Below are 24,083 nucleotides of genomic sequence, written 5' to 3' on the forward strand. Positions count from 1 at the left end.
GGGCCGATTTTGGCTCGTATGGGCTCAGTCGGCGATGAAGCTCACGCTGGCCACCTCGTAGCCCCTGGCCTTGGACCCGCGCACGTGCATGACCACCGCGCCGCCCTCGTAGGAGTACGCGCACGCGTATCCCTTCGGCTCCTTGCTGCAGCCCTGGTAGAAGTGCGTGACGCCGTTCGGGTCGTACTTGACCTTGAAGCGGGTGTCGACGGCGGCCTGGGTCGCCACCTCCAGCGCGCGCCGCCGGTCCCCCAGCACGAACGACTTGTGGAAGTGCTTGGTCACGGTCCCGGGGGACGCGAACCGCGAGCGGTAGACCCGCGTCACCTTGCTCCCGGTCACGACCATGCCGAGGCCGTTGAGGTCGCCCGGCACGTTCACGCTGGTGTGCACGAACCGGCAGTAGTTGCCCTTGCACCCGGCGAACTTGTCCGGCGCCTTGAACACGTACGCGAAGATACTGTTCACCGCCCCGGGTGTCGCGACCTTGGCCGCCGCCACCTTGTCGTTCTTGAGCCAGGCGTTGAACAGCTTCTTCGCCACCGTGGCGGGCGCGGGCTTGGCGGTCTGCGCGCCGGCCGGAGCGGGGAACATCATCACGGCGCCCGCCACCACGGCGACGCCACCTAAAGCGATTCGAGAGAACATGCCCTGAAACTAGCGGCAGCCCCTTGCGTCCGGGTTGACCCCGGCTTTCACTTGATCCGCGGCGCCGGGGGCAGGATGTCCAACATGCGCCGAAACCTAGAGACACTCCCTTGCGCGAGCCTTAAAACCTGCTTGCCGGCATCCGCAAATGCGTGCTGATACCCGCGTCACGGTCTAAGTCGGACATATCGCGGTTCGGGCGTGAATGGCCTGGGCACTCTGGCCACATCATGAGCTACTCGGCTCAGGCGGGAGGTTCCGGTGCCCGATGGACGGCCGATTCTGGTGACCGGGGCCGCCGGAGGGGTCGGCGCGGTCGGGCGTACCGTGGTCGAGCTGCTCCGGCGGGACGGCCTGCCTGTCCGCGCGCTCGTGCACCGGGAGGACGAGCGGGCCGAGGCGTTGCGGGTTATGGGCGCGGAGGTCGTGGTGGGGGATCTCAGCCGCGCGCCCGACGTCGTGCGGGCCGTGGAGGGATGCGGGCGCATGTACTTCGGCATGAGTGTCTCCCCCGAGTACCTGGAGGCCTCACTCACCACGGCTGCGGTGGCCCGCCATTACGGAGGGCTGGACGCTTTCGTGAACATGTCCCAGATGACCGTCTCGCAGATGGATCTGATGAGTACGGAGGAGTCGGTTCATCAGCGGTATCACTGGCTGGCCGAGCAGGCGCTGAACTGGTCGGGTGTTCCGGTTGTGCACGTCAGGCCGACGGTGTTCATGGAGAATCCGCTTTTCATGATCTTGGCGGTCTCGTCGATCAAGAAGGACGGGACTATACGGCTGCCGTTCGGCTCGGGCCGTACCTCTCCGGTCGTGGCGCATGATGTGGCCGAGGCGGTGGCCGCGATTCTGCGGTCCCGTAGCCCTCACGTTGGGAAGGTCTACGAACTGACCGGTCCCCGATCGCGTGATTTGACGGACATGGCGGCGGAATTCTCCGAGGTGCTCGACCGGCCGGTCACCTACATCGACGTCCCGCTCGGCGAGTGGGTCGACCAGAGTCTCCGGCCGCTGAATCTGCCTCCGCATCTGTTCGACCATGTGGTCACCATGGCCCGGCTGCACGCCAGGAACCGTTATGACCGCGTCACCGCCGACGTTGAGCTCCTCACCGGGAAGCCCGCCTCGGGTATCCGCGAATTCCTCGAATTCCACCCTGAGCTGTCGCTCTGAAGAGCCGGCCGGGCCCCCGGCGCGGGGCCTGGCCGGTGGGGAATCAGGGGGAGGTGCAGGTATAGGCGGTGGGGACCGAGGTGTTGCCGTTGGGGCGGCTGCCCTGGAAGCCGAAGGACGTGCTGGCTCCGGCGGCGAGGTTGCCGTTGTGGGAGACGTTCTTGGCGGTTACCGTCTGGCCGCTCTGGGTGAAGGTGGCGTTCCAGGAGCCGGTGACGGTGTGGCCGGCCGGGAGGGTGAAGGTGACCGTCCAGGAGGTGATCGGCGAGGTGCCCGCGGTGACGGTGACCGGCTGGATCACGTAGCCGTTGCCCCACTGGGTCTGGGTGGTCGGGACGACGGTGCAGGCGCCGCCGCCGGTGCCTCCGGTGGTGGTGAAGGTCCCGAGGGGGGAGTTGCCGGAGAGGTTGCCGGCGTTGTCCCGGGCGCGGACGTAGATCTGGTAGGCGGTGTTCGCGGTCAGGCCGGTGAGGGCGAGCGTGGTGCCGGTGGTCTGGCCGAGGAGCGGGTCGGTGGCGCCCTGCTCGCGGTAGACGTTGTAGCCCGCGAGGCCGGAGCAGCCGGAGTCGGTGGAGGCGGCCCAGGTGAGGGTCGCGCCGGAGGCGGTCACGCCGGACGCGGTCGGGGCGCCCGGGGTGGTGGGTGGGGTGGTGTCGACGCAGGTGCTGGGCTGGGTGGTGAAGGTGACCAGGCCGGAGTTGGCGGAGAGGTTGCCCGCGGCGTCCCTGGACCGTACGTAGATCTGGTACTGGGTGTTCGGGGTCAGGCCGGTGAGGGTGACGGTGTTGGTGGTGGGCGAGGCCAGCAGCGGGTCGGTGGCGCCCTGCTCGCGGTGCACGTTGTAGCCGGCGACGCCGCCGGTGCCGCCGGTGGAGGCGGTCCAGTTGAGGGTGGCGCCGGTGGAGGTCACGCTGGAGGCGACCGGGGTGCCGGGCACGCTGGGCGGGGTGACGTCGCCGCCGCCGACCAGGGGGGCCAGCACCGGGTACCACGCGTTGGACATCTTCTGGTCGCCGGCCGCGTTCGGGTGCACGCCGTCGTAGGTGTCGGTGGCGGTGTTGAAGCCGGTCCAGTGGTCGACCACGGTGATCGGCGAGGCGGCGGTGGTCTTGCCCGCGGCCCAGGCGGGGATGGCGTTGTTGAAGTCGACGACCCGCTGCGGGCAGGGGCCGCAGGCGCTGGCCGCCATTGGGATGATCTTGGCGACCAGGATCTTCATGTTCGGGTTGCTGGCGCGCATCTGGTCGACGAGCTTGCCGAACGCGGTGAGGATGGTGGCCGGGGCGATGTTGCTCCACACGTCGTTGGTGCCGAAGTGCATCAGCACGACGTCGGGGTTGGTGGCCGACAGCCAGCCGGGCAGCTGGTTGGCGTTGGCGACGTTGGTGGCGAGGAACCCGCCGTGGCCTTCGTTGTCCCCGTCGTACGGCACCCCGCAGCCCTGAGGGCCGAGCGTGCCGACGAAGTCGACGTTGGTGAGGCCGTTGCTCTGCAGGCGGTTCCAGAGCAGGGCCCGCCAGCAGCCGGGGGAACCGGTGATCGAGTCGCCCAGCGGCATGACGCGCACGGGGGCGGCCTGGGCGGGGGCGGTGAAGCCGAAGACGACTGCCCCCACCATGGTTAACAAAATCGTGAGAAAGGTGCTGATTTTTCGGCGCATGCGTACTCCTGTGGTCGGCTCAGGCGATGCTAGGAGCCGACTGATCGGATAGGCATGTCATGACCAGGGCCGATATCGGCTACCTGCGGCTTTCCCGAAACGGGAATGTAATTTTCGTTATTTCGGCCGGGGGCCGGAGGGCATAACCCCCGTTGAGAGCCCCTGTCGCCCAGTCCCGATGATCTTCGCCGTTGCGGCTTTCGGATTCCGGCCGTAATTTTCGGGTGCCCATCGCGCCGGCGGCGACAAAGAGGGAGCCCTCATGTCCAGAATCGTGGCACTCGTGCTGGCGCTGGCGCTGATCCTGGCGGGGAGTCCGGCCGCCGCGGCGGTGGTGACCGTGCCCGTCGGAGCGCAGTTCACCGACACGAGCGGCGCGCTGGTGCACGCGCACGGCGGCGGCGTGCTGAAGGTCGGGGCGTACTACTACTGGTTCGGCGAGAACCGCAACGCCAACGGCACCTTCCGGTACGTGTCGGTGTATCGCTCGGCGGATTTACGGACCTGGGAGTTCCGCAACAACGTGCTCACCCAGTCGAGCGCGGCGGAGCTCCAGGTCGCCAACATCGAACGGCCGAAGGTCATCTACAACGCGAGCACCGGCCAGTACGTGATGTGGATGCACAAGGAGAACGGCAGCGACTACGGCGAGGCCCGGGCTGCGGTGGCGGTGTCGTCCACCGTGGACGGCAACTACACATATCTCGGCAGTTTCCGCCCGCTGGGGCATATGTCCCGGGATATCACGGCGTTCGTGGACACGGATGGCACCGGGTACATGATCTCCGCGGCGGATGAGAACTTCGATCTGCACATCTACCGGCTTACTCCGGACTACCGGTCGATCTCAGCGCTTGTCCGGATGTGGGACGGCGACCATCGCGAAGCGCCCGCGATGTTCAAGCGCAACGGCGTCTACTTCCTGCTCACCTCGGCCGCCACCGGCTGGCAGCCCAACCAGGCCAGGTACGCCACCGCCACCAGCGTCACCGGCCCGTGGAGCGCCTGGCAGAACGCCGGCGACGGCCTCACGTTCGGCTCCCAGTCCACGTTCGTGCTGCCCATCCAGGGCACGCAGACCACGTCGTACCTGTACATGGGCGACCGCTGGGCCGGCGCGTGGGGCGGCCCCGTCAACGACTCCCGCTACGTCTGGCTGCCCATCACCTTCCCGACCAGCACCACGATGAGCCTGTCCAACGCCCGCCAGCTCAGCGTCGACACGACCACCGGAACCCTGTCGGCGACCGGTTCCGGGTTCGACCGCCTGGCCGTACGGCATTCGGGCAAATGCCTGGACGTGCGCAACCAGTCGACCGCCAACAGCGCCGCCGTCGTGCAGTACGCCTGCAACGGCGGCGCCAACCAGCAGTGGCGAATCCAGTCGATCAGCGGCGGCTACGTCCAGGTCATCGCCCGCCATTCCGGCAAATGCCTGGACGTGAACAGCGCGAGCACCGCCGACTACGCCACGATCCTGCAGTACACCTGCGGCTCCGGCGCCAACCAGCAGTGGACCCTCCAGGACGCGGGCGGCGGCTACCTCCGCCTGGTCGCCCGCCACTCCGGCCGCTGCCTGGACCTCCCCAGCGCCTCCCTCACCGACAACATCCAGTTCCAGCAGTACGCCTGCCACACCGGCAACCAGCAGCAGCTCACCCGCACCGCGCTCTAACCAGGGCTTCTGTCGGCTCTCCAGATCTTGCTGCGGAGGTCGGTGCCTCGGACGACCTGGACGCGCCAGGGGCGTAGGGCCAGCACGTGGAGCTGGGGGTCGGTGGTGCCTTCTCGCCAGAAACGGCCCAGGTCGTATCCGGCTCCTGGTGGGCTGGTTTCGCGGTAGAGGTCCCAGATAGAGATCAGCACGCGGGCCCGGGGGCGGCCTTTCTGGTCGACGGTGGTCATGGTGGCGTAGACGATGTCGCCGATGTAGGCGTTGAACTCGTCCTGGATCGCGGCGAAGGAGCTCGCTTCGGTGGCCATCGGGGTCAGGCCACGGTCTCGGCGGGGACGGGCTCCGGGGTCCGCGGCGCGCGGCGGCGGACGCTGAGGCCGGAGGCGATGACGGCCGCGCCGAGGATCCCGGCGGCGACCGGGACGAGGAGGGCGGTCTGGAGCGCGTCCAGTCCCGCCTGGGGTGCGGTGTCGTCGCCGAGGGCCGCGACGTTGACGGCGGTCACCGCGGACAGGCCGAGGGCGGTGCCGAACTGCATGGCGGTGTAGAGCAGGCCGCCGGCCAGGCCGTGTTCGTGTTCGTCGATGCCGTCGGTGGCGGCCATGGTCAGCGGGCCGTACGCCAGGGAGAAGGCCAGGCCGAGCAGGATCATGGTCGGGAGCATGGCGGTGTAGGCCCAGTCCAGGCCGACGGGCAGGAACAGGGCGTAGGCCAGGGCCGCCAGGAGCATTCCGGCGAACAGCACCCGGGCGTTGCCGAATCGGTTCACCAGCCGTGGCGTGAGGGTGGGGGCGAGAATCGTGTCGACGCCGATCACCAACATGGCCAGGCCCGTCTGGAGGGTGCTCCAGCCGCGCAGTTCCTGCAGGTAGAGGGTGACCAGGAACTGGAAGCCGGCGAAGGAGCAGAGGAACAGCAGGGCTCCCAGGTTGGCGCGCACCAGCGGGCCGGAGCGCAGGATGCCCAGCCGCACCAGGGGGTCGGGCGAGCGGCGTTCGATGACGACGAAGGCCGCCAGCAGGGCCAGTCCGGCGGCGAACGCGGCCACCGTGCCGGCCCAGCCGTCGCCGGGGTGCTCCAGGCGGACGACCCCGTACACCAGCGCGAGCATCGCGCCGGTGATGCTGAACGCGCCGGCCAGGTCGAAGCGCCGCCCCGCGCGCTCCGGAGTGCCCGGATCCTTGATGAGCGGGATGGCGGCCAGCAGGATCACCGCGGAGAGGATCACCGGCGCGAAGAACACCCACCGCCAGCCGAACGAGGCCAGGACGCCACCGGCGACCAGGCCGAGCGAGAAGCCGCCCGCGGCCGTCCCGGCGTAGACGCCCAGCGCCTTGGTGCGCCGCGGCCCCTCGGGGAAGTTGCCAGTGACGAGGGCCAGCCCGGCGGGGGCCATGAACGCGGCCGAGACTCCGGTGACGAACCGGGCGACCAGCAGCATCCAGCCCTCGGTGGCGAACCCGCCCAGGCCGGAGAAGACCAGGAAGACGGTCAGCCAGAACAGGAACATCCGGCGGCGGCCCAGCAGGTCGGCGGTCCGGCCGCCCAGCAGCATGAACCCGCCGTAGCCCAGCACGTACGCGCTGACGACACCGCTGAGCGTTCCGGTGGACAGGCCCAGATCGGCCCGGATCGACGGCAACGCCACGTTCAGCATCGCCACGTCGATCCCCTCCAGGAAGATCGCTCCACACAGGACGAACAAGACGCCCCAGGCACGCCCGTCCATCCGGCCTTCTGGTGTTGACATGGGGGAACTCCTTGGTTCTTCAGATGACTGCTGGTTACCTCTTGTAACCAGCAGCATCCTGGGACACCATCAATGACCATGGAAGACGGCACTTCAAAGTCCCCCGGTTACTGCGGGGATACCGATGGCGACTACGACGTTCTCCAGTGGGACACGCGGGAGGACTGCGAGGTCCGGCAGATTCTCGACCGGATCGCCGACAAATGGTCGCTGCTGGTCATCGCCCTGCTGGACCAGCGCAGCCTGCGCTTCTCCGAACTGCGCCGCAGAATCGAGGGCATCAGCCAGCGCATGCTCACCAGGACGCTGCGCCAGCTGGAGCGCGACGGCCTGGTGAACCGCACCGTGTATCCGGCCGTGCCGCCCCGCGTGGACTACGAGCTCACCCCGCTGGGCGTGACCCTGCACCACACCATCCGCGCGCTGGTCACCTGGACCGAGGAGCACCAGAACGAGATCGCCTTCGCCCGCGCGGCGTACGACGCCCGGGTGGCGGCCGAGCAGGAGGCCGCGGAGCGGGACTCGGCGGAGCGGGACGCCATCGCCCGGGAGGTGCTCGCGGCGGGCCGGGCGAACGCCGGCTGAGCGCTGCCGGGATGATCAGGGAGCGCGGAACGGGGTGAACTTCAGGATCGGGGCCAGGCTGAACAGGGGCTCACCGGGGGTCAGGGCCCGCTCGCCCAGGATCGTGTTGATGATCCCGGCGAGGGACTGGGAGACCTTGAACGGCCAGGGCCGGACGCTGCCGCCGAGGCCGCCTTCCTTGATCCCGGCCACCGACGCCAGCGCGTCGGGGGCGAAGCAGGTGGCCAGCTGGACCTCCCGGGTGGCGCGCACGCCGTTGACGACCGGCCTGGCGTAGGCGCCGCAGGGCATCACGCGGATCGCGAACCCGTCGTCGATGCGCAGGTGGGCGCCGTTCTTCAAGGTGATGGAGAACCCGCCGGGGTAGCAGACGCGGCCGTCCAGGCCGATGCTGTCGTGCTGCATGCCGATCGGCATCGTGATGCCCAGGTCGGCGCCGTCCGCGCCGATGACGCGGCTGACCGGCTTGATCGCGTCCCAGGTCCCGTCGTACTTCTGGACCAGCTCCCTGATCTTGGGCTCCCAGAGGACCGTCGCCTTGCCCCAGGGCGAGAAGTAGAGGCCGCCCTGGGTGCTGGAGCAGTACTCGGTCCGCGGGGCCTCGGCCGTGGCCACGGTGACGGTGGACATGGCCAGGGCCGCGCCGGCGATGGCGGACGCGATCAGACGGGTGGTGCGCATATGTGGATTCCCTCTCTGGACACGAAACGTTGTCACCCTAAGTAGTTGACGACTACATAAAGCGATGACGCGCCCGCTTTTCCCGGGCGGGTTACGGTGGAGGGATGGTGCCGCCACTGGAGGCCGAAACTTTCGGGCTCGGTGAGGATGACCGTTTGAAGGATTGACCGGATCACCGAGTAGTACCTATGTTTCAAGGGCGAAAACTCTCGGAGTTAATCCGAAAGTTTCGTCCCCACATGTGGAGGCGCCGGCGGATCGGCGCCCGCCGGCGCCTCCATCCCATCGTTTAGAACTCCGAGGTGTAGGTGACCAGCGACTGGCGGTCCAGCCGTGTCGTGGCGTTGTAACAGACCACGTCGCGCACGGTGGCCTGGCTGCCGCCCGTCCCCCACGTCGTCAGCAGGTTGCAGTACTCAGGACCGGGTCCGTACGCCGTGACCTGGACGTGGTCACGCAACACGCCGACCCTCGGGAAGAACACCAGCCGCATGCCGGCGCCGGCGGTCTGCACCGTGTTGACGCCGCCCTGCGAGTTGTAGTTGATGCCCGGCGGAGCCGGGACGTACGGGCCCGGATTGGCCGGGTTGAGATCGAAGGTGTAGGCGAAGTTCTTCGGCGGGATCGCCCCGCCGGTGATCGCCCGCTCCCGCTGGTAGGTCAGGTTCCAGCCGGTGTTGAAGGGATTGTTGACCCCGTCATGGCAGCGCACCTGCACGGTCTGCACGGCCGCCGAAGGCGCCCAGCCGCCGACCTTGCACCGGGCGGGAGCGGTCGGATTGACCGCGGTCACCTGGATGTTGCCCGCGGGCGACGGCGAGCCCATGCCGTTCAGGGTGACCGTCCAGACGCCGAGACCGCCGGGGACCACGGTGTTCGCGGCGAGCACCGAGTTGTAGGAGCCGACGACCGCCGCGCCGTTGTAGGCGACGTAGCCGAAGCCGTGGGTGCCCGGCGGGAGCGGGCCGCTGCTCTCCTCGTAGACGATGGTGAACGGCACGAACCCGGGCACCCCGCCGAACCGGTAGCAGCGCACGCTGACCACCTCGTCGACGCCGACCGCGTTCCACTTCTCGACCTGGCACCAGGCCGGTGCGCTGACCACGGCCGTGACGTGCACGATCCCGCCGGGGCCGCCGATCTGCGGGAACCGGACGAACGTCTGCCCGACCACGCCCGGGGAGACGTTGACGCTGAACGCGGCCGGCCAGCTGCCGGCCTGGTGGCTCGGGTCCGGCACCCCGGACGGGATGTTGACGAGCGCGAATCCCCACCGGTTCGGCACGGCCGCCTGCGCCGGACCGCTCAGCGCGGTCAGCCCGGCCGCCACCAGGGCGGCCGACACCAGGGCGAGAAGAATCCTGCGGAGGGGTAATCGGATTGGCGACATCACGCTTCCTCACTACTCGGGAAATCGGCCGGTGCAGGCCGTCCTGACGTTCATAGGCTGGAAATCAACCGTTGCGAAGACTCATTTCACGCACTGGACGCCAACTCCGTTGTCAAGGCCCTGTGACGTGCGAATTCGAGTTACTCGTGTATTTCGTTTTCGCGAACGATTCATTGGTACGGCATGATGGTCCGGTGGACCCCCTCCGGAGCGATTTCGGGAAGAACCGCGCGGCCCTATATTCGCCGAACTTCATGGCCCATTTTCGGCCACCCTTATCCGCCCTCTCGTCCGCCGGACTAAGGGAATGAGCTCAGTCCCCTTGATCATTTTCGATGCCCGGAAGGACAGTCGATGGGACACGGCCTGCGCGGGGCCCGGATCGGCACGACTCTCACCTTCATCCTCGCGGGGATCTTCTCGGGCACGATGGCCGTGCGCATGCCCGCGCTCACCGAGAAGCTCGAACTGTCGGAAGGGCAGCTGGGCATAGCGCTGCTCGCGCTGGGGATCGGCTCGCTGGCCAGCATGCAGGCGGCTCGCCCGCTGATGCGGCGGCTGGGCGGCCGGGGCATCCTGGCGGTGGCCGGGCCGAGCTGCGCGGGTTCGCTCGCGCTGGTGGGGGCGGCCCCCTCCTACCCGCTGCTGCTGGTCGCCACGAGCGTGTTCGGAATCACCTTCGGCCTGCTCGACGTCGCGATGAACGCGCAGGGCGCCGCGGTGGAGGCCGGGTACGGGCGCCCGCTGCTGAGCGGCATGCACGCCGGCTGGTGCTTCGGCGCGATCGTCTCGGGCGTCCTCGGCTTCGCGGCCATCCGGCTGGGGCTGACGTTCACGCCCCACCTGGTCACCGTCGGGCTGGCCGGCGTTCCGGCCGCGCTCGCGCTCATCCCCGCGTTCCTGGCCGACCCGCCCGCGCCGGAGGAGGACGCCGGTGCACGGCGCGGGCTGCCCCGGGTCGTGTACCTGCTCGGCGGCGTCGTCTTCGCGGCCTTCACGGTGGAGGGCATGGTCGCCGACTGGAACGGCCTCTACCTGCGCGACATCCTCGACGCCCCCGAGTGGCTGGCCGCGCTGGGCTACCCCCTGTTCGTGACCGGCATGCTCATCGGCCGCCTCGCCGGGGACCGCCTCCGGGCCCGGTACGGCGCCCGCGCCCACCTCACCGCCAGCGGCGTCGCGACGGTGGCCGCGTTCACGGTCGTCGTGACGGCCCCGGCGGCGGGGGTGGTCATGCCGGTCCTGCTCCTGGCCGGGCTGGGGATCGCCCCCGTCATCCCGTTCGCGCTGTCCCTGGCGGGCGGCGCCGACCCCGCGCAGTCCGGCCCGGCCATCGCCCAGACCGCCACGATCGGCTACGCGGGTCTGCTGCTCGGGCCGGTGATCATCGGCTTCCTGGCCGACGCGACCTCGCTGCGGGTGGCGATGGCGTTCGGCCTGGTCCTCGGCGTGGTGATCGCGGTGACGTCGCGCTTCCTCCCCGCGGACAGGCTCGGCAGTGCCGTACCCGGCCTGACCCGCGAGGAGTCCGCGGCTCAGCGCTAGGCGAGTTCGCGGCGGACCAGGGTGACCGCTTCGGTCATCGCCTGGAGTTTGGCGAAGGCGCGGGGGCGGGGCAGGTATTTCATGCCGCAGTCGGGGGCGATCTGGAGCTGGTGCGGCGGGTGGTAGCGGAGCGCCTCGCGGATCCGGGCCGCGATGGACTCCGGGGACTCGACGTCCGGGGTGGACAGGTCGACGACGCCGAGGATGACGGTCTTGCCGGGGAGCTGCTTGAGGATGGACAGGTCGAGGCCGGGCTGGGCGGTTTCGATGGCGATCAGGCCGGCGGCGCAGTCGTTGAGTTCGGCGAGGAAGGAGTAGCCGGGGGGCCGCTCGTGGACGATCGCCGCGTAGCCGAAGCAGGTGTGCAGGGCGACCGGGCCGGGGAGGCCGTCGACGGCGCGGTTGATGGCTTCCACCGCGTACTCGCGGGCGGCATCGGGGCGGGCCTGGAGATAGGGCTCGTCCAGCTGCACGATGTCGGCGCCCGCGGCGAACAGATCGGCGACTTCGGCGCGTACGGCGTCGGCCAGGGCGAGCGCCAGGGAGCGGCGGTCGCCGTAGAAGTCGTCCTGGGCCTGCTGGGCCATGGTGAACGGGCCCGGTATGGTGATCTTGACCGGGTGGCCGGTGTTCCGGCGCAGGAACTCCAGGTCCCCGACCTCGACCGGGCGGGCGCGCTGGATCGGGCCGACCGCGCGGGGCACGGGGTTGGGGTGGCCGGTGCGGTCGATGGCGGTGCCGGGGTTCTCCACGTCCATGCCGTCCAGGGCGGTGGCGAAGCGGTTGGAGTAGCTCTCCCTGCGGATCTCGCCATCGGTGATGATCTCGACGCCCGCGCGTTCCATGTCGCGGATGGCGATGATCGTGGCGTCGTCCTGCGCTTCGGCGAGGAACTCCTCGGGAATCCGCCAGATCTCCTTGGCCCGCACCCGGGGCGGCAGCCTGCTGCCGAGCATCTCCCGGTTGACCAGCCAGTCGGGCTGGGGGTAGCTGCCGACCACCGTCGTCACCAGAACACCGTCAATCACCATGAGCGACCTCCTCCCCCGACCTTGCCCCGCCCAGCCGATCCCGGCAAGAGCACGCTGTGCCATGGCCCTGCCCGCCAGGGACAACCGATGGAACGAAAAGTCACGACAAGGGAGTAGTAGCAAGACATCAGGGGGATCGATCATGGATGTTGAGGTCAGGGGCCCGGATCGGGAGGAAACGGCTGCCGCCGAGTCACCCGTGGCCGAAGGGTCCAAGGGGAAGCTCTTCCACCGGCACGAGTGGCTGGAGATCGAGCGGATCGGGAACGTCGTCACCAGCCAGTGCCTGTGCGGCAAGAGCAAGACCCGCGTCAAGTAGGTCTGGACGGCTTCGAATTCCGATCCCGGGGTAAGGGACTAGGGGTTTCCCTAGGCCGGATCCGGATCCGGCCGCACTCCCCCGCGCTTAACGTGGACCGCCACGAACGGGGAGGTGGGCAATGAGCATGCCGGGCGATCCGGGCGGGGGCGGGCCGGAGATCCCCCGCGAGTACGGCGCGACGTCCGACGGAACGTCGCCGCGGGAACACGTCCCGGCCGCGCCCGACCTGGTGGCCGACTCGATCATCTCGCGCCCGCTGATGGAGCGCATGGCGGTGGCGGAGGGCCGCCAGCTGGGGGTGGTGATCGAGCTGCGTACCTCCCATCCGGGCGGCGTGCGCGGGGCGTACGAGCAGGTCAACGCCCTGGTCCGGGAGGTGGCTGGAACCGAGACGCGGCAGGTCGGGTCGTATCTGGCGGTGGCGCTGACCGCCGACGAGATCCGCGACCTGGTCGACCGGGACATGGCGAAGGGCCGCAGCCGCGCCGACGCGTCCACGCCGGGCGCGCCCCGCTGGTCGATCCACCGGCTGTGGCCCAACTTCGAGGTCACCCCGCTCACCCACCGCAGCGTGATCACCACCAAGTGCGCCGCCGCGCACCGCACCTTCGAGGCCTCCGGCGAGGGCATCGTGTGGGCGGTGCTGGACTCGGGCATCGCCCCGCACGCCCATTTCGACCTGCATCGCAACCTCGAGGAGCTGCCCGGCATCCGGCACCGCAGCTTCGTGCCCGGCAAGACCCACGCCGAGGCCCTGCTCGACGAGCACGGCCACGGCACCCACGTGGCCGGGATCCTGGCGGGCGAGTCGATCAGCAAGGCCGCGCCGCTCATCGCCGCCGCCTGGTACCAGGACGAGCGCAACGCGGTGACCGGGCAGCTGGACGTGCGCCGGCTGGAGGTCGGGTCGTTCCGCGGCATGGCGCCCCGCTGCCGCCTGCTGTCCTGCAAGGTGCTCCGCGACGACGGCACCGGCGACGTCACGGCCGTGCTGGCGGCCCTGCAGTACATCAACGACCTGAACGCGGGCGGGCGCGAGCTCAAGGTGCACGGCGTCAACCTGTCGGTCGGCTACCCGTTCGACCCCAGCTGGTTCGGGGCCGGGCTCAGCCCCGTCTGCCGGGAGGTCGACCTGCTGGTGCGCAGCGGCGTCGTCGTGGTGGTCGCGGCCGGGAACACCGGTTACGGCTTCGCCCAGGACACCGGCAGCAGGGCCGTACGGCTCGGCCTGGACATGACCATCAACGACCCCGGCAACTCCGACCTGGCGATCACGGTCGGGTCCACCTCGTGCAGCCCGCACGTCAGCGGGGTGTCGTATTTCTCGTCGAAGGGCCCCACCGGGGACGGGCGGCCCAAGCCCGACCTGGTCGCGCCCGGCGAGCGCATCGTCAGCGCCGGTTCCGGCGCCCTGCTGCGGCGGGCCACCGACACCGTGAAGGACGCCATGTTCGTGGAGGATTCGGGCACGTCGATGGCCGCGCCGCACGTGTCCGGGGTGATCGCGGGCTTCCTGTCGGTGCACCGCGAGTTCATCGGCCGTCCCCGGGAGGTCAAGGAGACGCTGATGCGCTCGGCCATCGATCTGGGCCGGGACAGGTCCTTCCAGGGCGCCGGGCTCGTCGACGCCATGCGCGCCATCCAGCTGGTCTGAAAGGGAGAGTCCGGTGCGATTCCCGTACGCGAAGGTGCAGTTCCGCTCCACCGGGGAGCCGCACGACCCGGCCGAGCGGCAGCGGGCGCTGGACCTGGTCCGGGCTCCGGGCGTGACCGACATCCTGGTGCTGTCGCACGGCTGGAACAACGACATGGCGGCGGCCGAGGCGTTGTACCAGGACCTGGCCGCCAGCCTGGACAGCGTGCGCCGCCCCGGCGGGATGAACCTCGCCGTGATCGGCGTGCTCTGGCCCTCGATCCGGTGGGCCGAGCCGGGGCAGCTGGCGGGCGGCGGCCTCGGGGTGGACGACGGCGCGGCCCAGCTCAGGCGGGAGATCCAGGAGACGGTCCCCGACCCGGAGCTGGCGGCGGCCCTGGACGCGCTCGTCGGCGACCTGGACTCCGCCGCCGCGCAGGCCCGGTTCCTCGGCCTGCTGCGCGGCTCGCTGCCCGCCGCGGCGCCGGGCGACGAGGAGCCGCCGCCCTCGCTCCTCACGGTGGGCGACGCCGGGACGGCGTTCTCGCTGGCCGGTGAACCGCTGCCGCTCGCGCTGCTGCCGGAGGCCCCGGGCGGGGCGGGCTCGATCGGCGGCGGGCTCGCGTCGTTCAGCGACGTCTTCCGGGCCGGGCGGCTGCTGCTCAACACGACGACGTACTTCACGATGAAGGAGCGCGCCGGGACGGTGGGGTCGACGGGGGTGGCCCGGCTGCTGAACGACCTGGCGACCGTGGCGCCCAACGTGCGGCGGCATCTGGCCGGGCATTCCTTCGGCGCCCGCCTGGTGACGGCGGCGGCGCGGCGGCACGCGCCGCTGCACTCCATCTCCCTGCTGCAGGGCGCTTTCAGCCACTACGCGCTGTCCACCGATTACGACGGCGACAAGGACGGCTTCTTCCAGGGTGTCCTGTCCCCCGGCCGCCTGACCGGGCCCATGCTGATCACCCACACGGCCAACGATCTGGCCGTGGGCATCGCGTACGCGGTCATCTCCCGCCTGGCCCGGCAGAACGCCTCGGCCGTCGGCGGCCCGGACGACACCTACGGCGGCCTGGGCCGCAACGGCGCCCTGCGTACCCCGCAGGTGACCGCGCCCCCTGACTCTCTCCTCGACGCCGACGCGACGTACGTCTTCCGCCCGGGGAAGGTCTACAACCTCCAGTCCGACACCTTCATCAAGAGCCACGGCACGGTCACCGGCCGCGAGGTCGCCAACGCCATGATCCAGGCCATGACTGTCAGGTGAAATATTCAGCGCTTCGCCGTCCTGAACTGAGCGAACAGCCGCCTCCACACCAGGGATTTTGACGGCCAGCGGGCTGGACCGGACGATCCCGGCAGATGGGAACGGCCGTTCCCGATCAGAGAGGACATCATGCGAAACGTCCTTCGGGCGGGTGCCGGGGCCGCCCTGGCCGCCCTCGTGTTCGCGTTCGGCTCGTCCACCGCCGTGGCGGCGGTGGACACCTCGCCGCCGTCGAAACCGACCGGGCTGCGCGACAACTGCCTCGCCGACTACCCGGGCACGGCCTTCTGCTGGACCCCGTCCACCGACGACGTCGGCGTCACCGGCTACGACGTCTTCCGGCAGATGCCGGCCGGCTTCGTCAAGGTGGGCACGGCGCCCGCGACCCAGCTGCCGCTGTTCGCCGAATCCGGGCTTGTCACCGGGCAGACGTACATCTACCGGGTGCAGGCCAAGGACGCGGCCGGAAACCTGAGCGTCGTGTCCGACCCGGTCTCGGTGGTCGCCCGGCAGGGCCTCCCCGTACCGCCGTCCTGCCGGGTGGAGTACGTGACCAACACCTACAACAGCACCGGCTTCTTCACCCAGATCAAGATCTTCAACATCGGGTCGATCGCCATCAACTCCTGGACCCTCGCCTTCACCTTCCCCCACGCGGGGCAGCAGATCACCAACCCGTTCGGCGCCACCTGGACCCAGACCGGCGCCAATGTGACCGCCAGGAACCTCCCGTGGAACGCGGTCATCCCCCCGGGCGGCAACGTCCAGATCGGCACCAGCGGCTCGCACACCAACGCCAACCCGGTGCCCGCCCAGTTCAGGGTCAACGGAGTGCTCTGCTCCTGAACCCACGATCCGGCGCCTCCCGTTAGCCCTAGGGATTCCCCTAGGGCTAACCCTGGGGGCAATTCGCGCGCGGGAATCTAACCTGACCGTGAATACGCCGGAGGAACGATGGACTACTACAGCCAGCTGGTCACCGATCCCGATCTCCGCACCGAGTTGCTCGACCGGTTCGACGAACTCGCCGGCGCCGCCGCCGCGAAGGGCGGGCTCGAAGGGCTGGAGCGCCTGGAACCGCCCACCGTGGACGAGGCCGCGCGGGCGGTGGAGAGCATGACCGAAGGTACCTGGGTCCGGGACGACAGCGCCCTGGAGGCCATCATCCTGGCCTTCACCCGCCCGGTCTACCTGGTCCAGGACTCCACCTACACTTCCTCCGCCGGCGACTTCCCGGACAGCGTCGAGATCGCCAACCGCCTCGCGAGCGCCCGCCCCGCCCTGGAACGTGCCATCCCCAGCGCCGGACGGGTCGACCTCCGCAACCACCGCCTCCAGTGGGCGGGCACCGCGTGGATGGTGCGCGAGGACATCGCCGTCACCAACCGCCACGTGGCCGAGGTGTTCGCCCGCCAGAACGGCGACGCGTTCGTCTTCCGCACGCATTTCGACGGCTCGATGACCAGGGCCACGCTGGACTGGCGCCGGGAGTACCAGCGACCGGCCGAGTCCCGCTTCCGGGTCGAGGAGGTGCTCTGGATCGAGCCGGACGGCTCCGCCGACGTGGCCCTGCTGCGCGTGTCCGCCACGGGCGAGGACGGCGAGGCCCAGCCGCCGGTCATCGAGCTGATGACCGAGGAGGAGATCGCGGCGACGACCGCGGTGGCGGTGATCGGCTACCCCGCGCGCGACAGCCGGAACAGCGCGGACGACCAGCGGCGCCTCTTCGGCGACGTCTACGGCGTGAAGCGCCTGGCCCCGGGCCAGGTCACCACGGCGCCGGCGGACGGCCTGCTCCAGCACGACGCCACCACCCTCGGCGGCAACTCGGGCTCGGTCCTCATCGGCCTGGAGACGGGCAAGGCCGCCGCCCTGCACTTCGCGGGCGTGGAACATGTCGCCAACCACGCCGTGCAGGCGCACGTCATCGAGCGAATCATCCGGGAGCGGGCACGATGAGCTCGTGGTGGGAGGATCCCGGCACCGACTGGGGCGCGGGCCGCCCCGGCCGCGTCGCCGACGTGCTCTCCCGCGCGTACGAGACGCCGCAGGCCATCCGCCCGCTGATCGAGCGCACCGGCCTGGAATGGCGCGCGGAGTACGCCGACGCCGCGGCCCGCGCCACCTGGATCATGATCCTGGCGCGCGCCGCGACCTCGGCCAGCGTGCTCGATCTGATGGCCGAGGTGCTCCAGGACCGCTCGTCCGCGGCCTTCCACCACCCGCTGACGATCCTCCTCGGCCCGGAACTCCGCGCCGTCCAGGGCAGGCGCGTGCTCTGGTACGGCGCCTCGATCACGCTGCTGGAATCCACGGCGGAGCCGCCCGACCCCGGCGACCGGCCGCTGGACGCGCTTCAGGCGATCACCTCCACCGCCGCCGGTCTCAGCGACCCGCAGGCGTACCTAAGGGCGATGAACGACGCGGTGCGCCGCCTCGCCATGATCCAGGTGGGCGGCCGCCCGCGCGGCACCGGCGTGCTGGTCGGCCCCGACCTGCTCATCACCGCGGCGCACGTCTTCAACCCGCGCGAGCTGCCGCCCCCGGGCCTCCAGGACGTGGACGCGGTCTTCGACTTCTTCGCCACCCCCCGCAGCAGCCCGGCCGAGACCGGCACGAAGGTGGCCGTCACCGAATTCATCTGCGGCAGCCTGCCCACCCCGGGCGAGCTCGCCGGCAGCCGCGACTTCCAGGCGCCGCCGGACCGGCTCGACTTCGCCCTGGTCAGGCTGGCCGCCCCGGTCCCCGCCCCGGACGGATCCGCGCGCGGCCACTACCCCCTCAGCGACACCCAGTACGACTTCGCGGCCCAGGCCCCCCTATGGGTGTTCCAGCACCCCCTGGGCGAGTTCCAGATGTACTCCAAGATCTCAACGCCCACCAGGAACGCGGCCGGAACCCGCGTCCGCTACCGGTGCAACACCATGAACGGCTCCTCGGGCGGCCCGGTGATCGACGAGCGCGGCACCCTGGTGGCCCTGCACCACTACTCCCCCGGCGACATCAACCAGGGCGTGCCGATCTCGGCCATCGCCGCGATGGTGCGCTCCGGTCCGCACGCCGCGCTCCTGAACGCCGGCGCCGCCCCGCTCGCCCGGCCGCGCGCCGCCGACCCCTTCAGCGTCAGGGAACTGCTCGGCCGCCCGTTCGTGAACCGCGAGAACCTCCGCAGGCACGTCAGCGAGATGGCCGCCCCGACCGGAGGCAGGACCCTGGTGATCACCGGTGCCCGGGGCAGCGGAATCACCTACTCCTACCGCCTGCTGGCCCACGTCGCCAGCCGATCCACGATCACGGAAAGCCTCCGCCAGGCCGCGCCCGCCGGGCTCGTCGCCCTCACGGTGAACCTGCGCCACTACGTCGACGTCCCGGTGGCCGAGCGCAGGCTGCGGATCATCGGCGACATCTGCGTGAGCCTGGGCCTGAGCGGCCCCGGCGAGCCGATCGCGCAGGAGGCCCGCAACACCACCACGTTCAAACACTGGCTGCACAGCCGCCTGCGCCACTCCGACAAGCAGTGGTGGCTGTTCTTCGACAGCCTCGACGACGCGGTCGCGGCCGGGCAGGGCGGGGTCAACGAGCTGATCCACGCGATCATCGACCTGGCCCAGGATCCGCAGGTCCCGCTGCGGGTCGCGCTCGGCGGCTGGGAGGCCGACAGGTTCGCCGACGGCGCCGCCGACTGGGCGCAGCGGGACACCGTCTCCGGGCTCAACGCCGCCGACGTCGAACGCTGGCTCCGCACCCGGGCCGAGGACGAGGGCCGCCAGCTGGACGACGCCCGGCTGTCGGCCGAGCTCGCCTCGCTGTTCCCCGACGGCCAGCCGCCGCCGCTGCCCGCCCAGCTGGCGCCGCGCCTGCCGGCGGTGCTGGTCAGCCTGCTGGAAGGCGGCCGATGATGGACCGCGACCTGGCCGAGACCCTGCGCCGGCAGGCGGACTTCCGCGACGACCTGGCCCGCACCCCGATGGTGGAGTACCTGGCCCTGCTCGGCACGTTCAAGGCGGCCGACGTCAGCGCGGACGTGCTGCGCCTGCTCTGCGAACGCCTGCCCAGGGACGAGGCCATGCTCAGCGAGGGCCCGCGGATCGACGCCCTGGCGGCGATGCTCCGGCGCGGCGGCGCCGGGGAACCGGCCCGCGTGCGCGCGCTGCTCGGAGATCCTCCCGCGACACCGCTGCAGCGGATGCTCGACTCCTTCGTGCTCGACCTGCGGATCCCGGTGGCTGAGCGGGACGAGGACGAGCTGGTCGCCTCGATCAGCGTCTGGCGCTGGTTCACCGACGCGCTGGCCCTGGCCGGGCTGAGCGGCCAGGTGCCCGTGCTCCCCGACCTGGACATGATCGAACGCCGCCTCTCCCTGCTCGACCTGACCCGGGCCGTCCGCACGCTCGTCAACGACGGCTGCTTCGGGCGGGAGCGCGAGCTGGCCGCGCTGCACCGGCACGCCAACGCTCCGGGCTCCCGGTTCGCGACGATCGTGTACGGCGTCGGCGGGGTGGGCAAGTCCACGCTCATCGCCCGCTTCGTCATGGATCTCGCCGATCGCGGCCGCCCGTGGGCCTACCTGGACTTCGACCGCCCGACCCTCTCCTCCTACGACCCGGTGGTGGTGCTCAACGACATCATCCGCCAGGTCTCCGTCCAGTTCCCCGACGACAAGCGCGTACTGCGCCGCTGGCAGGACCTGGATCGCAGCGCGAAGGCCGGCGGCGGTCTGGAGACGTACGGCAGGGGGCTCTCCTACGAGGTGCTGGCGAGCTCGTTCGCCAAGAGCGCGCGGGAGCGCGGCCTCGGCGGCCTCGTCGTGGTGCTCGACACGTTCGAGGAGGTGGGCCGGGCGGACCGGTTCACGCGGGACAAGCTACGTGAGCTGTTCACGCTGCTCGCCCACGAGCTACCGGACTTCCGGCTGGTCATCTCGGGCCGGGCTCCGGCGGAGACGTTCGGGCCGGTGACCACCGTCCGGCGGCTGCACCTGCGGCTGCTCCCCGGCCCCGAGGCGGTGACCCTGCTGGCCATGCTGACCGGCAGGGAAGCCGAGCGGGCCCAGCTCCCGGACCCCTTCGACCAGGCGCTCGGCGCCGAGATCGTCCGGCTGGTCGGCGGCCTGCCGCTGACCCTCCGGCTGGCGGCCCGGGTGCTCGCGCGCGAGGGCGCCGCCGCCGTCACCGACGCCGCCGACCGCGCGCGCGTCCTGGACCGGGTCCGTACGGACTTCGTCCGCGGCTTCCTCTACCAGCGCATCCTGGCCCACCTCCGGGCAGGCAGCCCGGAGGACGGGGAGGCGCTCCGCCAGGTCGCCCGGGCCGCCATCGTGCTCACCAAGGTGACCCCCGAGCTGATCGAGCGCGTGCTCGTCCCCGCCCTGGATCCGCCGCCCGCCACCCCGGCTGAGGTGCTCTACCGGGACCTGGCCGCGGAGATGGCGTTCATCGAGGGCCAGGAGGGCGTGCTGCGCCTGCGCGAGGAGCTGCGGGGGCCGGCGCTCGCCGCGCTGAAATACGACGACCCCCAGCTGGTGGCCAGGATCCACGAGCGCTCCGTCGCGTTCTACCAGGCCGAGGGGGGCGCGGCCGTGGAGATCGCCTATCATCGCCTCGCCCGGGGCGAACCGGCCGCGGTCGTCGCCGCCGAGGCGGGCGAGGACGCGCTCCGCCCGCTCGAACCCTCGCTCGACGACTTCCCCGAGGCGTCGGCCAGGCTGATCCAGCAGGCGCTGGCGGGGACGCCCGTGCTGACCGCCGAGGTGGAGACGATCCGCTGGGAACGCCGGACGCTCGCCGCCGTCGAGGTGGCGTTGCGCGCCGGTGAGCTCGGCCGGGCGCGGACGCTGCTCGGCGAACGGGACGACCGCACCGAGTCGTCCCCGCTGTACCGCCTGGAATGCCGCCTCTACGAGGCGGAGGGCGACCTCGTCCAGGCCGTCGACTTCGCGCGGCGGGATCTGGCCGCCGCCACCGCCGCCGGTGACGCGGTCCGCTTCGCGGCGGCCGCCGTACGGGTCGCGGAACTGGAGGAACGGCGGGGCAGGCCGGACCAGGCCGTCCGCGGGCTGCGGGACGCGATGGCCGCCGACCTGCTCGGCGGGCATCCCGGGCTGCGGCTGGAACTGCTGCTCAACGTCATGACCATCGAGGAGCGCGCCGGGCTCGGCGACGGCGACAGCCGCTGGACGCGCGAGCTCGACGCGCGGGCCCTCCTCCAGCGGGCCGGGCCGCGCGCCGCCGAGGAGAACACCGGGCTCGTCCGGCTGCTGGCGGCGGCCCTGGGCGAGGAGGAACCGCGGTGGGTGGAGGCGGCCGCACGCCGGATCGGCCTCGGGCTGGTGGAGGATCGCGCCCTGGTCGCGGAGCTGGTCGCCGCGATCGCCGCGTGGGATTCGGCCCAGGACGTGCCGGGCACGCTGCTGGCGCGGGCGACCGGCACGACCTCCACCGCCGACGCGCTGCCCAGCGCCTGGAACACCGCCCTGTCCGGGCTGGGCGTCTATGCGGGGCCGCTGCTGATGATCCTGTGGAGCCTCGGGCCGCCCCCCGAGCCGGTGCGGACCGCGCTACGGCGGATCTACCTGTGGTGGCGAACACCGCGGGATCGCCCCGAGGCCGTGACCGGCGAGGTCCACTTCCTGGCGGAGACGCCGCTCGACTGGTCCCGCGCCGAGGTCCAGGGGCTGGAACGGATCCTGTTCGCGGCCTACCCGACGAGCACGCACCTGATGTCGATCGCGGCGCGGGCGGGCCTCGACGTATCGGCGATCACGTGGGGACGGCTCGGGCGCCCAGCCCGTGACCTGCTCAGCCACGCGGACGCGGCGGGCATGCTCGGGCCGCTGGTGGCGGCCGTGCTGGCCGACCGGAGCGTGGCCGCGTTCCACTCCGAACTCGCACAGCTGGTCGGCGAGCGCTGGCTCGCCGACCACATGATCTCCCCTCAGACAGGAAGGGACAGCGGATGACGACTCTGGTGTTCATCCACGGGCGTGGCCAGGAGGGCAAGAAGCCGGAGGTGCTGCTGCGGAGCTGGCGCGCCGCGCTCGCGGCCGGGCTGGTCGCGGCCGGGCAGGCCATGCGGCCGGAGGTCGCGGCGGTCATGCCGTACTACGGGAACGTGCTGCACAAGCTGGCCGGTGAGGCGGCCAGGCTGGGGCGGCCGCTCCAGCTGGAGAGCATCTCGGACGACGACCCCCTGGAGGCGCCGTTTCACCCGCACCTCACCGAGGAGGCGGGCGAGATCGAGCAGCGCCTGATCATCGAGATGGCCGCCGCACGAGGCGGCCCCCTGCCGGAGGAGGGTCTGGCGGACCTGCTGTCGTGGGGTCCGGCCCGGAACGCCCTCACCTGGCTGTCCCGGCACAGCCGCCTGGACCAGGAGATCATCAAGGCGTTCTTGCAGGACGTGGCCGTCTACCTGAGCTACGGCCGGGAGCAGGTGCTGGCCACGGTCCGGGCCGAGATCCCGGCGGCGGGACCGATCGTGCTGGTGACCCACAGCCTCGGCACCGTGGTCGCCCGCGACCTTCTCGACCAGCCCGCGCTCCGGGACCGGGTCACCCTCTGGGTGACGACGGGCTCCCCGCTCGGCCTGCCGACCGTCCAGCGGAACCTGCTGTCGAAAGGCGCGCACAATCCCGGCGTGAAATGGGTGACGGCGTACGACGTCAACGACATCGTGGCGCTCGGGCATCCGCTGGTGGGGGCGTGGGGCCGGCCGCTGGAGGAACTCGAAGTCGACAACGGGGCGGAACCCCACGACATCGTGAAATACCTCTCCCACGGGAGTGTGGCGGGGCCGATCGCGCGGGCACTGATCTGAAGGAGCGCGGCGGGGGCCTATGATCACCGCTGTACGTTCTTTCGGGTTGGAACGAGGAGACGGTCATGGACGAGCTCACGCGCGTTCCCGACGGCATCAACTCCAAGGTGCCGAGCTCGGCCAGGGTCTACGACTACCTCCTCGGAGGTAAGGACAACTACCCCGTGGACCGCGCCATCGCGGAACGGCTGCTGTCGGTCGCCCCGGACACCCGGGCGGTCGTGCGGGCGAACCGGGCCTTCCTCACCCGGGCCGTCAGGTTCCTCGCCGAGCAGGGCATCACCCAGTTCATCGACCTCGGCACCGGGATCCCCACCTCCCCGAGCGTGCACGAGGTCGCCAGGGAGATCCACCCCGAGGCAACCGTCGTGTACGTGGACAACGACCCCCTGGTCAAGGTGCACAACGACGCCCTGCTCGCAACCGACGACGGCGTGATCACCCTGGAGGCCGACATCCGCCGGCCCGAGGACATCATCGGGCACCCGGACGTGAAGGCGCTCATCGACTTCGACCGGCCGGTGGGGGTGCTCCTGGTCACCGTCCTGCACTTCGTCTCCGACGAGGAGGGGGCGTACCGGATCGTCACCGCGTTCCGCGACAAGGTCGCCTCCGGCAGCTACGTGGTCATCTCGCACAGCAGCTCGGAGAGCGAGCCGGAGGTGCTCACGCAGCTCAAGGCGTCCACGGCCGGCAGCCCCGCGCAGTCCACCTTCCGCTCCCACGAGGAGACGCTCGACTTCTTCGAGGGCATGGAGATCGAGGAACCCGGCCTCGTCCCCGTCCAGCGCTGGCGCCCGGCCATGGACTCCATCCGCAGCCGCCTCATCGTGGAAGGCGCCGTGGCCAGAAAGCCGTAATGTACCGGCGGATCCCTGTCGTCATCAGGATTCGGCTTCCACGAC

20 protein-coding genes are annotated in these 24,083 nt (G+C 70.8%); 13 read left to right on the plus strand and 7 right to left on the minus strand.

Going from position 1 to position 24,083, the window contains the following annotated elements:
• Positions 1 to 24 precede the first annotated feature (24 nt).
• Positions 25 to 648 (minus strand): hypothetical protein, encoded by a 624-nt coding sequence (locus tag ABGB08_RS04025; protein ID WP_347586340.1) that lies wholly within the window; start codon positions 646 to 648, stop codon positions 25 to 27.
• A gap of 261 nt (positions 649 to 909) precedes the next feature.
• On the opposite strand from ABGB08_RS04025, the gene ABGB08_RS04030 reads away from it, so the two are divergent.
• Positions 910 to 1,824 carry an NAD(P)H-binding protein gene (locus ABGB08_RS04030; RefSeq protein WP_347586342.1) on the plus strand — a complete coding sequence of 305 codons (915 nt, stop codon included), beginning with the start codon at positions 910 to 912 and terminating at the stop codon, positions 1,822 to 1,824.
• A 43-nt stretch (positions 1,825 to 1,867) separates the two neighbouring features.
• Here the strand turns inward: ABGB08_RS04030 and ABGB08_RS04035 are convergent, their stop codons facing one another.
• Positions 1,868 to 3,442: a fibronectin type III domain-containing protein gene (locus ABGB08_RS04035; protein WP_347586344.1), complete on the minus strand. Its 1,575-nt coding sequence runs from the start codon at positions 3,440 to 3,442 to the stop codon at positions 1,868 to 1,870.
• Between the two features lie 304 nt (positions 3,443 to 3,746).
• Here ABGB08_RS04035 and ABGB08_RS04040 point away from each other — a divergent pair, with 304 nt between their 5' ends.
• On the plus strand, positions 3,747 to 5,159 hold the full coding sequence (locus tag ABGB08_RS04040) for an RICIN domain-containing protein (protein ID WP_347586346.1): 1,413 nt from the start codon (positions 3,747 to 3,749) through the stop codon (positions 5,157 to 5,159).
• Here ABGB08_RS04040 and ABGB08_RS04045 read toward each other — a convergent pair.
• Together ABGB08_RS04045 and ABGB08_RS04050 are read right to left on the minus strand one after the other, a co-directional pair.
• The gene (locus tag ABGB08_RS04045; RefSeq protein WP_347586348.1) at positions 5,156 to 5,467 is read right to left on the minus strand and encodes a hypothetical protein; all 312 of its coding nucleotides are present in this window, start codon (positions 5,465 to 5,467) and stop codon (positions 5,156 to 5,158) included. The genes ABGB08_RS04040 and ABGB08_RS04045 overlap by 4 nt on opposite strands.
• A 5-nt stretch (positions 5,468 to 5,472) precedes the next feature.
• The gene (locus tag ABGB08_RS04050; RefSeq protein WP_347586351.1) at positions 5,473 to 6,909 is read right to left on the minus strand and encodes an MFS transporter; all 1,437 of its coding nucleotides are present in this window, start codon (positions 6,907 to 6,909) and stop codon (positions 5,473 to 5,475) included.
• 78 nt (positions 6,910 to 6,987) lie between these two features.
• On the opposite strand from ABGB08_RS04050, the gene ABGB08_RS04055 reads away from it, so the two are divergent.
• Positions 6,988 to 7,494, plus strand: a complete 507-nt coding sequence (locus ABGB08_RS04055) for a helix-turn-helix domain-containing protein (protein WP_347586353.1) — start codon at positions 6,988 to 6,990, stop codon at positions 7,492 to 7,494.
• Positions 7,495 to 7,509: 15 nt separating this feature from the next.
• Here ABGB08_RS04055 and ABGB08_RS04060 read toward each other — a convergent pair whose 3' ends face one another.
• Complete coding sequence (locus tag ABGB08_RS04060; RefSeq protein ID WP_347586355.1) at positions 7,510 to 8,175, minus strand: hypothetical protein; 666 nt, start codon at positions 8,173 to 8,175, stop codon at positions 7,510 to 7,512.
• A 289-nt stretch (positions 8,176 to 8,464) separates the two neighbouring features.
• A complete protein-coding gene (locus ABGB08_RS04065; RefSeq protein WP_347586357.1) occupies positions 8,465 to 9,565 on the minus strand; it encodes a hypothetical protein in 1,101 nt (366 codons plus the stop codon).
• Between the two features lie 354 nt (positions 9,566 to 9,919).
• On the opposite strand from ABGB08_RS04065, the gene ABGB08_RS04070 reads away from it, so the two are divergent.
• The gene (locus ABGB08_RS04070) at positions 9,920 to 11,110 is read left to right on the plus strand and encodes an MFS transporter (protein WP_347586359.1); all 1,191 of its coding nucleotides are present in this window, start codon (positions 9,920 to 9,922) and stop codon (positions 11,108 to 11,110) included.
• On the opposite strand, the gene ABGB08_RS04075 is transcribed toward ABGB08_RS04070, so the two are convergent.
• Complete coding sequence (locus ABGB08_RS04075) at positions 11,107 to 12,141, minus strand: uroporphyrinogen decarboxylase family protein (RefSeq protein WP_347586361.1); 1,035 nt, start codon at positions 12,139 to 12,141, stop codon at positions 11,107 to 11,109. The two genes, ABGB08_RS04070 and ABGB08_RS04075, sit on opposite strands and share 4 nt — an antisense overlap.
• 142 nt (positions 12,142 to 12,283) lie before the next feature.
• Here ABGB08_RS04075 and ABGB08_RS04080 point away from each other — a divergent pair, with 142 nt between their 5' ends.
• From ABGB08_RS04080 to ABGB08_RS04120, 9 genes are all read left to right on the plus strand, one after another.
• Positions 12,284 to 12,460 (plus strand): hypothetical protein, encoded by a 177-nt coding sequence (locus tag ABGB08_RS04080; protein ID WP_347586363.1) that lies wholly within the window; start codon positions 12,284 to 12,286, stop codon positions 12,458 to 12,460.
• 121 nt (positions 12,461 to 12,581) lie between these two features.
• A complete protein-coding gene (locus ABGB08_RS04085; protein WP_347586365.1) occupies positions 12,582 to 14,117 on the plus strand; it encodes a S8 family peptidase in 1,536 nt (511 codons plus the stop codon).
• Between the two features lie 13 nt (positions 14,118 to 14,130).
• Complete coding sequence (locus tag ABGB08_RS04090) at positions 14,131 to 15,363, plus strand: hypothetical protein (RefSeq protein ID WP_347586367.1); 1,233 nt, start codon at positions 14,131 to 14,133, stop codon at positions 15,361 to 15,363.
• Positions 15,364 to 15,492: 129 nt separating this feature from the next.
• Positions 15,493 to 16,209 (plus strand): cellulose-binding domain-containing protein, encoded by a 717-nt coding sequence (locus ABGB08_RS04095; RefSeq protein WP_347586369.1) that lies wholly within the window; start codon positions 15,493 to 15,495, stop codon positions 16,207 to 16,209.
• Between the two features lie 108 nt (positions 16,210 to 16,317).
• On the plus strand, positions 16,318 to 17,322 hold the full coding sequence (locus ABGB08_RS04100; RefSeq protein ID WP_347586371.1) for a serine protease: 1,005 nt from the start codon (positions 16,318 to 16,320) through the stop codon (positions 17,320 to 17,322).
• Positions 17,319 to 19,262 (plus strand): serine protease, encoded by a 1,944-nt coding sequence (locus ABGB08_RS04105; protein ID WP_347586374.1) that lies wholly within the window; start codon positions 17,319 to 17,321, stop codon positions 19,260 to 19,262. The genes ABGB08_RS04100 and ABGB08_RS04105 overlap by 4 nt, the downstream gene beginning before the upstream one ends.
• A complete protein-coding gene (locus ABGB08_RS04110) occupies positions 19,259 to 22,321 on the plus strand; it encodes an ATP-binding protein (protein WP_347586376.1) in 3,063 nt (1,020 codons plus the stop codon). The genes ABGB08_RS04105 and ABGB08_RS04110 overlap by 4 nt, the downstream gene beginning before the upstream one ends.
• The gene (locus tag ABGB08_RS04115; RefSeq protein ID WP_347586378.1) at positions 22,318 to 23,178 is read left to right on the plus strand and encodes a hypothetical protein; all 861 of its coding nucleotides are present in this window, start codon (positions 22,318 to 22,320) and stop codon (positions 23,176 to 23,178) included. The genes ABGB08_RS04110 and ABGB08_RS04115 overlap by 4 nt, the downstream gene beginning before the upstream one ends.
• 65 nt (positions 23,179 to 23,243) lie before the next feature.
• Positions 23,244 to 24,038, plus strand: a complete 795-nt coding sequence (locus tag ABGB08_RS04120) for an SAM-dependent methyltransferase (protein ID WP_347586381.1) — start codon at positions 23,244 to 23,246, stop codon at positions 24,036 to 24,038.
• Positions 24,039 to 24,083: the final 45 nt, after the last annotated feature.

The organism is Acrocarpospora sp. B8E8 (genome assembly GCF_039871605.1).
GTDB classification, from domain to species: domain Bacteria; phylum Actinomycetota; class Actinomycetes; order Streptosporangiales; family Streptosporangiaceae; genus Acrocarpospora; species Acrocarpospora macrocephala.